The sequence below is a fragment of the Bradyrhizobium sp. Leo170 genome (assembly GCF_004296405.1).
Classification (GTDB): Bacteria; Pseudomonadota; Alphaproteobacteria; order Rhizobiales; family Xanthobacteraceae; genus Bradyrhizobium.
Genome location: NZ_PSRR01000375.1, coordinates 1 through 7,996, shown reverse-complemented (window position 1 = coordinate 7,996; position 7,996 = coordinate 1). Strand labels below are relative to the sequence as shown.

General features: G+C 65.5%; 8 protein-coding genes and 2 pseudogenes. 3 read left to right on the top strand and 7 right to left on the bottom strand.

The window, feature by feature from the left end:
* From CWO89_RS37430 to CWO89_RS37415, 4 genes and pseudogenes are all read right to left on the bottom strand, one after another.
* Nucleotides 1–133 (bottom strand): annotated as a pseudogene (locus tag CWO89_RS37430) (electron transfer flavoprotein subunit alpha/FixB family protein); the annotation flags it as partial.
* Nucleotides 134–883, bottom strand: coding sequence for an electron transfer flavoprotein subunit beta/FixA family protein (locus tag CWO89_RS37425; RefSeq protein WP_130583380.1), 750 nt, complete (start codon nucleotides 881–883; stop codon nucleotides 134–136).
* Nucleotides 884–1,045: 162 nt separating this feature from the next.
* Nucleotides 1,046–1,618, bottom strand: coding sequence for a cob(I)yrinic acid a,c-diamide adenosyltransferase (locus CWO89_RS37420; RefSeq protein ID WP_130583379.1), 573 nt, complete (start codon nucleotides 1,616–1,618; stop codon nucleotides 1,046–1,048).
* A 53-nt stretch (nucleotides 1,619–1,671) separates the two neighbouring features.
* Nucleotides 1,672–1,866 (bottom strand): twin transmembrane helix small protein, encoded by a 195-nt coding sequence (locus CWO89_RS37415; RefSeq protein WP_035690040.1) that lies wholly within the window; start codon nucleotides 1,864–1,866, stop codon nucleotides 1,672–1,674.
* Nucleotides 1,867–1,987: 121 nt separating this feature from the next.
* Here CWO89_RS37415 and CWO89_RS37410 point away from each other — a divergent pair, with 121 nt between their 5' ends.
* Nucleotides 1,988–2,881 (top strand): YihY/virulence factor BrkB family protein, encoded by an 894-nt coding sequence (locus tag CWO89_RS37410; RefSeq protein ID WP_130583378.1) that lies wholly within the window; start codon nucleotides 1,988–1,990, stop codon nucleotides 2,879–2,881.
* Here the strand turns inward: CWO89_RS37410 and CWO89_RS37405 are convergent.
* Nucleotides 2,808–4,058 (bottom strand): ATP-binding protein, encoded by a 1,251-nt coding sequence (locus CWO89_RS37405; protein ID WP_130583377.1) that lies wholly within the window; start codon nucleotides 4,056–4,058, stop codon nucleotides 2,808–2,810. The genes CWO89_RS37410 and CWO89_RS37405 overlap by 74 nt on opposite strands.
* An 88-nt stretch (nucleotides 4,059–4,146) precedes the next feature.
* A pseudogene (gene gluQRS, locus CWO89_RS37400) lies at nucleotides 4,147–5,018 on the bottom strand (tRNA glutamyl-Q(34) synthetase GluQRS).
* Between the two features lie 117 nt (nucleotides 5,019–5,135).
* On the opposite strand from gluQRS, the gene CWO89_RS37395 reads away from it, so the two are divergent.
* Nucleotides 5,136–5,786 carry a DNA-3-methyladenine glycosylase family protein gene (locus tag CWO89_RS37395; protein WP_130583376.1) on the top strand — a complete coding sequence of 217 codons (651 nt, stop codon included), beginning with the start codon at nucleotides 5,136–5,138 and terminating at the stop codon, nucleotides 5,784–5,786.
* 99 nt (nucleotides 5,787–5,885) lie between these two features.
* On the opposite strand, the gene CWO89_RS37390 is transcribed toward CWO89_RS37395, so the two are convergent.
* Nucleotides 5,886–6,773 (bottom strand): LysR family transcriptional regulator, encoded by an 888-nt coding sequence (locus CWO89_RS37390; protein WP_130583375.1) that lies wholly within the window; start codon nucleotides 6,771–6,773, stop codon nucleotides 5,886–5,888.
* 133 nt (nucleotides 6,774–6,906) lie between these two features.
* Here CWO89_RS37390 and CWO89_RS37385 point away from each other — a divergent pair, with 133 nt between their 5' ends.
* Nucleotides 6,907–7,881, top strand: coding sequence for an NAD(P)H-dependent flavin oxidoreductase (locus tag CWO89_RS37385; protein ID WP_130583374.1), 975 nt, complete (start codon nucleotides 6,907–6,909; stop codon nucleotides 7,879–7,881).
* Nucleotides 7,882–7,996: the final 115 nt, after the last annotated feature.

Below are 7,996 nucleotides of genomic sequence, written 5' to 3'. Positions count from 1 at the left end.
CCTTGGTGCCCGCCCCGCCGCCGGCGACCAGCACATGCACGTCGCCGCCCAACTGGCTGGCGGCGGTCAGCGCCTTGTTGGTGACGTCCTTCAGCTTCTCGTGTTCGTGTTCGGCAATCAGCAATGTCGTCATTTAGAGAACCCCGGCTTCGGTCTTGAGCTTCGACACCAGTTCGGCGACGTCCTTGACCTTGACGCCCGCCTTGCGGCCTGCCGGTTCCGAAGTCTTGAGGATTTCGAGATGCGGCGTGAGATCGACGCCGTAATCGGCGGCGTTCTTGTCGTCGATCGGCTTCTTCTTCGCCTTCATGATGTTGGGCAGCGAGGCGTAGCGCGGCTCGTTGAGGCGGAGGTCGGTGGTGACGATCGCCGGGCCCTTCAGCTTCACGGTCTGCAGGCCGCCGTCGACCTCGCGCGTCACCTTGAAGTCAGAACCTTCGACCTCGAGCTTGGAGGCGAACGTCGCCTGCGACCAGCCGAGCAGCGCGGCCAGCATCTGGCCGGTCTGGTTGCTATCGTCGTCGATCGCCTGCTTGCCGAGGATGACGAGGCCGGGCTTCTCCGCCTCGACCACCGACTTCAGGAGCTTGGCGACTGCGAGCGGCTCCACCGTGCCCTCGGCCTTGACCAAGATACCGCGGTCGGCGCCCATCGCCAGTCCCGTGCGGATGGTCTCGGAAGCTTGCGCCGGGCCGATCGACACCACCACGACCTCGGTCGCCTTGCCGGCTTCCTTCAGCCGCAACGCTTCCTCGACCGCGATCTCGTCGAACGGGTTCATCGACATCTTGACATTGGCGAGCTCCACGCCCGATCCGTCACTCTTGACGCGGACCTTGACGTTGTAGTCGACGACCCGCTTTACCGGCACAAGAACCTTCATCGATCCTCTTTCGCTTTGAAATTAGGGGGTTGATTGGCTTGGGCGCGGAACCTAAAGGTCCCGCTATCGGCGGTCAACGCGCGAAAGCCAAAAATCGGCCCCGGGGATTTCAAACCCATTCTAGAGCATATCCGGTTCTGATTGCATCCGCTTGAAAACGCTTTAGCGGTTCTGCCCGGGCACCCACAACACGTCGCCGGCGCCCTTGTCGTTCTGGAAGCGGCTGGCCACAAACAGGAAATCCGACAGGCGGTTCATATACTGGATGCCAGCCTCGCTGACCGGCTCGTCCGGCCTGGCCGCAAGTTCCACCATCATCCGTTCCGCCCGGCGGCAAATCGTGCGGGCGAGGTGCAGATAGGCCGCAGCCGGGGTACCGCCGGGGAGCACGAAAGAGGTTAACGGCGCAAGCTCGGCATTCAGCGTGTCGATGTCGCGCTCGAGCCGCTCGACCTGGCTCGCCAGCATCCGCAAACGCTCCGCCTTGCCCTCGCGCTGGGGCACCGCGAGGTCGGCGCCGAGATCGAACAGATCGTTCTGGATCAGGCCGAGCATGCGGTCGAGCGCCGGGTTATCCGCAAGATGAAGCCGCACCACGCCGATCGCGGCATTGGTCTCGTCCACCGTGCCGTAGGCGCTGACGCGCAGATCATATTTCGGCCGCCGCTCACCGCTTCCGAGCGCCGTCGTGCCGTCGTCGCCGGTGCGCGTATAGATCTTGTTGAGCACAACCATGTTTCAGCTCCGGCTTTCGTGACCACGTCTTCCTTTGGGAGAGGTGAAGTAGCCTAGCGCCCCATCGCCCAGACCGCGAGCATCGCGATCACGATGGCGACGAATTGCAGCAAGACGCGCAGCCGCATCAATTTCTGCGAGGTGTTCGGCGAGCCGCCGCGCATCATGTTGGCGAGACCGAGCAACAGGACGACCCCGACGGCGCCGACCGCGATCGGGAGAATGAACGTACTTAAGAAGGATGCCATCCACGCTACATAACACCGCGATATCCGAAGCGCCACATGGGGCAAATGCAACGATCTGGCGTTTGGCGCGATTATATCGGAAGCTGGTGTGCGGCTTGGGCTGGCCGGATCAGGGTGGGAAGTGAAGCAGGTTCGCTACGTCTACAGCGTCGTGATGGATGCGTTCTACACGTTCCTCGCCGACGACGGCTGGGCGATTGCGAGCCATATCGCGCTGTCGACCCTGATGGCGCTGTTCCCGTTCCTGATCGTGCTGACCTCCCTCGCCGGCTTTTTCGGCTCCAAGGAACTGGCCGACCAGGCCGCCAGCCTGCTGCTGCAGACTTGGCCGAAACAGGTCGCAGACACGCTGTCGAGCCAGGTCCACGACGTCCTGACGACCACGCGCGGCGACATCCTCACCATCGGCGCGGCGCTCGCGGTCTATTTCGCGTCCAACGGCGTCGAAGCGCTGCGGGTGGCACTGAACCGCGCCTATGCCGTCGTCGAGCGGCGGCGCTGGTACTGGCTCCGGCTCGAATCGATCGGCTACACCCTGATCGCCGCCGTCACCTCGCTCGCGATGGCGTTCCTGATCGTGCTCGGTCCATTGACACTCGAGACCGCGCGGCGCTTCATTCCGTTCTTCGTCGAGAGCAACGAGCGCATCCTCAACATCACACGTTACGGCATCACGATCACCGCGCTGACCGTCGCGCTGCTCATCCTGCACGCCTGGCTGCCCGCGGGGCGCCGCAGCTTCCTGCAGATCCTGCCCGGCATCATCTTCACCATGGTCGCTTCGCTGATATCAGGCATCGTGTTCGGCCAGTACCTGGCGCGCTTCGCCAACAATTACGTCACGATGTATGCGGGGCTCGCGTCGGTGATCATCGCGCTGGTGTTCCTGTATTTCATCGCCGCGATCTTCGTCTATGGCGGCGAGTTGAACGCGGCGATCATCAAGTCGCGTCTGCCGAAGGGCGTATCGCTTCAAGCAGCGCAGTCGCTAAAGCACGCGGACTCACAGGCTTGACCAGGAATGCGTCGGCGCCGGCCGCGCGCGAGGCCGCCTCGTCCTCGCTGCGGCCGGAAATCCCGATGATCGGAATGCGGCCGAGCGGCGGCTGAAGCGCGCGGATACGCCTGATCGCCTCGACCCCGTCGATGCTGGGCAGCACCATATCCATCAGCACGGCGTCGAAGGCGCCCTGCGCGAGCCGCTCCGGCGCCGCTTCGCCCTCGCCGATGAACTCCGCCTGATGGCCGAGCTCGGTGAGGATGGTGTTGAGCACGACGCGGCCGAACGGATTGTCCTCGACGCTGAGCAGCCGCAGCGCGCGCGGCGACCCCGCCGGGACGTCGCTCCCGGCATGGCCTTTGGATGCGGCCGGTTCGCCGGCGGACGCCAGCACGATCGTCAGCGTAAAGGTGGTGCCGCCACCCCGCCGCGGCCTGGCGACGATGTCACCACCCATGGCCCGCGCAAGCTGCTTGACCGAGGAGAGGCCGAGGCCCGCGCCGCCGAAGCGCGAGGCGACCCGGACATTGGCCTGCGAGAACGGACGGAACAGACGCTTGATCTCGGCGAGCGAAAGCCCGATGCCGCTGTCGGAGACGGCAAAGGCGACCCCGACCTTGCCTTTCACGGCGCGCATCGGCGTGACCTCGAGCGCGACTGTTCCCCGCTCGGTGAACTTGACCGCGTTGTCGATCAGGTTCTCCAGCGCCGCACGCAGCCGAATGGAATCGCCGACGGCGAAGGCGGGCAACTTTTCGGAGATATCGACCGAGGGCTGCAGGCCCTTGGCCGCCGCCCGCCCTGCGAGTGAATTCCCGGCGTTGCGGGCAAGCGTGTGCAGGTCGAAGAAATCCTGCCGCATCTCGAGGCCGGGGCCACGGCTTCGCGCCGCATCCACGAACAGGGTCGCAAGGCTCGCCAGATGCTCGGCGCCGGCCTGGATCGTATCGACCCAGCGTCGCTCGCGCTCGTCGAGGTCGGAGGTCGCAAGCAGGTTGCTGATCGCGAGAATGCCGGTGAGCGGGGTGCGGACCTCATGCGCGAACGCCGCCAGCGCGGTTTCGACCACGCCGGGCCCTGCCTCCGCAGGCGCGCGCACGCGGCGTGCTTTTGCCGCCTTCAAGACACGCTTCCGCGACGGCGTCTTCTTGGGATGCCGAATGGTGCGCCCAGCGCGCGATCTTGCCGCCATGATTCCCGTGAACCCTGCCCCGGCTGGCAGAATGGCATGCCGAGGCGGCCGGTGTCACGGAGACCTTTGGCCGACGGCCCTGGTGGCTCTAAGACAAGCCAACGAGACGACGGATATCAGCGGGCGTCGCGCCGTCGGCGCGCAGTTCCCGCAAGGCCGTCGCCTTGGTCAACTTCGACAGTTTCTGCCCGGCCGAATCGTGGATCAGCCGGTGGTGCCGGTAGGCTGGCGGTCCGATCCCGAGCAGCGCCTGCAGCAGCCGCTGCACGCTGGTCGACCAGAACAGGTCCTGTCCCCGGACCACATCGGTAACCTCCTGCAGGGCGTCGTCGATCACGACCGAGAGGTGATAACTGGTCGGCGTCTCCTTGCGCGCCAGGATAACGTCACCCCACGCCTCCGGCCGGGCGGGTACGGTTCCGTGCTCGCCGGCCGGCCCCTCGCCCTGTTCGGTCCAGGTCAGATCTTTGACCCGCGCGCGAGCCGCCGCCATATTCAACCGCAGCGCGTAAGGCGTCCCGGCCTCGATCAACCGCAGCCGGTCGACGCCGGCAACGATCGCGCGGCGCCCGGATAGAGCGGCGCACCATCGGGATCGCGCGGCCATGGTCCAGCCGCCTCGCGCTCGGCGACCAGACGTGCGATTTCAGCGCGGCTCTCGAAGCTCGGATAGAGCAGGCCCTGCGCGGTCAATTGCTCGACCGCCTTGCGATAGGCATCGAGATGCTCCGACTGACGCCGCACCGGCGTCTCCCAGGCGATGCCAAGCCACGCAAGGTCCTCGTAGATCGCAGTCTCGAACTCCACCCGGCAGCGCGTCGGATCGATATCCTCGATCCGCAGCAGGAATCGTCCCCCGGCCTCGCGCGCGAGATCAAAATTCAACAACGCCGAAAAAGCGTGGCCGAGATGGAGATAACCGTTCGGGCTCGGCGCGAATCGGAAAACGGGTGGCGACATTGTATTGGAATTCGTCATTGCCGGGCTTGACCCGGCAATCCATCCTCTAGGACTCTTATCGATAGCAGATGGATGCGCGGGTCAAGCCCGCGCATGACGCGACGAGACTGTTCCTCCATGCTCATCCACTTCGAAACTCAGTCAGACCTCGAAGACGCAATCGAAACTCTTGTGAAGCAGGACAAGCGGCTGAGGCCGGTTCTGGAGGTCACCGGCATGCCGGCGCTGCGGCAGCGCGAGCCGGGCTTCGCCGGGCTTGCCGCGATCGTCTGCGGCCAGCAGCTTTCGACCGCGAGCGCCGCAGCGATCTGGGGCCGCGTCAGCAAGGCGTTCGATCCCTTTCATCATGATGCGATCGGCAAGGCGCGTGCCGATCGGCTTGGCCGGCTCGGCCTGTCGGCGGCGAAGATCAAAACGCTGAAGCACATCGCGCGCGAGCTCGCCGCCGAACGGCTGAACCTCGACGTGCTCGCGAACGAAGAGGCCGACATCGCCCACAACACGCTGACCGCACTGCCCGGCATCGGACCGTGGACCGCGGACATCTATCTGTTGTTCTGCCTCGGCCATGGCGACGCCTGGCCGGCGGGCGATCTCGCCGTGCAGGAGGCGGTGAAGATCGGATTGGGGTTGAAGGAGCGGCCGACCGCCAAACAGATGGCCCCATTGGCCGAACCCTGGCGCCCGCTGCGCGGCGCCGCCGCGCATCTGTGGTGGGCCTATTACCGGGTGCTGAAGAAACGCGAAGGCGTGATCGCAGCTTCGTAGCCCGGGTGAAGCGCCAGCGTAACCCGGGACCGCTCGTCGACGCCGATGCAGGTGTCCCGGGTTACGCGTTCCGCTCCACCCGGGCTACGAAAGGTGTCGCTAGCCGCGCAGCCTGATGCGGTCTTCGCGGGCACTGGCTGTGACGAAGCTGGTGACGGCGCGGACGGCGGGCAGCTCGATCAGGTCCGGATGCGCGAGCAGCCAGAGATCGGAGACGCTGCCGAGCTTCTGCGGTGCGACCCGCACCAGATCTGGGTGGCTCGAAGCGACGAAGCACGACAGCGCCGAGATGCCGAGGCCGGCGCGCGCAGCGGCCAGCATGTCGCCTTGCGACGAGCAGCGCATTACGACCGTTCCCTGCCGCGTGATGAAGTCGCTCCAGCGCGCCAGATGCGCGTTCGACGCCTGGTCGGCAAACCCGATGATGCTGTGCCCCCGCCACTCGTCGCGCCGCTCCGGCAGCTTGCGCCGCGCGGCATAGTCGCGCGAGGCGTAGAACCCGGTGCCGAGCCGGCCTATTCTGCGCCCGATCAGGTTCTCCTCGCCAGCGTCGACCGGCCGCAGCACCACGTCGGCCTCGCGGCGGCGCACGCTTGCCGGAAACGGATAGGTGATGATCTCAAGCTGGATATGGTCGTGGTCACGCAGGAACGGCCCGAGCCGCGGCATCAGCCAGTGCGCGGCCAGCGTCGCACCGATCGACAGCTTCACGACGCCTCTCGCCTGCTCGCCGGTTGCGGAAGCCGCGGCCTCGGCGCGGAGTGCCGCAGCCGCCATGGCTTCGGCATGCTCGCGAAACTTGCGACCCTGCGAGGTCAGCGACAATCCGTCATTGGAACGCGCGAACAGGCGGGTGCCGAGTTGCTTCTCGAGCGCCGCGATCTTGCGGCCGACGGTCGGATGGCTGGCGCGCAGGCGGCGCCCGGCCGCGGCGAAACTCCTGGTCTCCGCCACGGCGACGAAGGTCTTGCACAGGTCCCAATCCATCCGACTGCCTCGCGTCGATAGCCCGTTCATCCCTGGTAGATTGACTGTTCAATATTGAACGCCGTCGTCGCGCCGTCCAGCCCTATATTGACGGCGTCAAGATAAGGTGCCGCAGGCGCCGGGAGGATCAGACATGCCGTTGCCAGCATCGCTCGCCAACAGTCTCGAATTGCCGGTGGTCGGCTCGCCGCTGTTCATCGTGTCGGGGCCTGATCTCGTGATCGCCCAGTGCAAAGCCGGCATCGTCGGCTCGTTTCCGGCATTGAACGCCAGGCCGGCCGAGAAGCTCGACGAATGGCTGACGCAGATCGAGGACGAACTCGGCGAATACAAGGCGCAAAATCTGGACAAGAAAGTCGCGCCCTACGCGGTCAACCAGATCTGCCACGCCTCCAACGACCGGCTGATGCGGGACATGGAAACCTGCGTGAAGCACAAGGTCCCCGTCATCATCACCTCGCTGCGGCCGCCACAGGAAATCGTCGAGGCCACGCATTCCTATGGCGGCGTGGTGTTTCACGACGTCATCAACGTCAAGCATGCGCGGAAAGCCGCCGAGCAGGGCGTCGACGGCCTGATCCTGGTCTGCGCCGGCGCCGGCGGACATGCAGGAACACTGTCGCCATTCGCGCTGGTGCGCGAGGTCAAGCAATGGTTCAAGGGCACCATCCTGTTGTCGGGCGCGATCTCCGACGGCTGGAGCATCGCCTCCGCGCTCGCGCTCGGCGCCGACCTCGCCTACATGGGCACCCGCTTCATCGCCACCCAAGAGGCCAATGCCGATCCGCGCTACAAGCAGGCGCTGACCGAACATGCCGCCCACGACATCGTCTATTCGAACCTGTTCACCGGTGTGCATGGCAACTACCTCGGACCGTCGATCGTGGCCGCCGGTCTCGATCCGAACAATCTGCCTGTCGCCGACAAGTCGAAGATGAACTTCGGCTCCGGCGGCAACACGAAGGCCAAGGCGTGGCGCGACATCTGGGGTTCGGGCCAGGGCATTGGCCAGATCACCGACACGCCGCCGGTCGCCGAACTGGTGGCGCGGCTCAAGGCGGAATTCACCGAAGCGCGCGGTGATTTCCTGAGACGCGCAAGCGCGTGAACCTGGTTTCACCTCGCCCCGCTCTTCGCGGGGAGAGGTCGAAATTCAAGCGCAGCTTGAATTTCGGGTGAGGGGCACCTCCGCGAGTCCATCTGCCACCGTGTTTGCGGAGGCA

What these genes read in the sequence shown, in the direction of transcription:
- CWO89_RS37425 (WP_130583380.1), bottom strand. Translation starts at nt 883, where the DNA reads ATGAAGGTTCTTGTGCCGGTAAAGCGGGTCGTCGACTACAACGTCAAG.
- CWO89_RS37420 (WP_130583379.1), bottom strand. Translation starts at nt 1,618, where the DNA reads ATGGTTGTGCTCAACAAGATCTATACGCGCACCGGCGACGACGGCACG.
- CWO89_RS37415 (WP_035690040.1), bottom strand. Translation starts at nt 1,866, where the DNA reads ATGGCATCCTTCTTAAGTACGTTCATTCTCCCGATCGCGGTCGGCGCC.
- CWO89_RS37405 (WP_130583377.1), bottom strand. Translation starts at nt 4,058, where the DNA reads ATGGCGGCAAGATCGCGCGCTGGGCGCACCATTCGGCATCCCAAGAAG.
- CWO89_RS37395 (WP_130583376.1), top strand. Translation starts at nt 5,136, where the DNA reads ATGCTCATCCACTTCGAAACTCAGTCAGACCTCGAAGACGCAATCGAA.
- CWO89_RS37390 (WP_130583375.1), bottom strand. Translation starts at nt 6,773, where the DNA reads ATGGATTGGGACCTGTGCAAGACCTTCGTCGCCGTGGCGGAGACCAGG.
- CWO89_RS37385 (WP_130583374.1), top strand. Translation starts at nt 6,907, where the DNA reads ATGCCGTTGCCAGCATCGCTCGCCAACAGTCTCGAATTGCCGGTGGTC.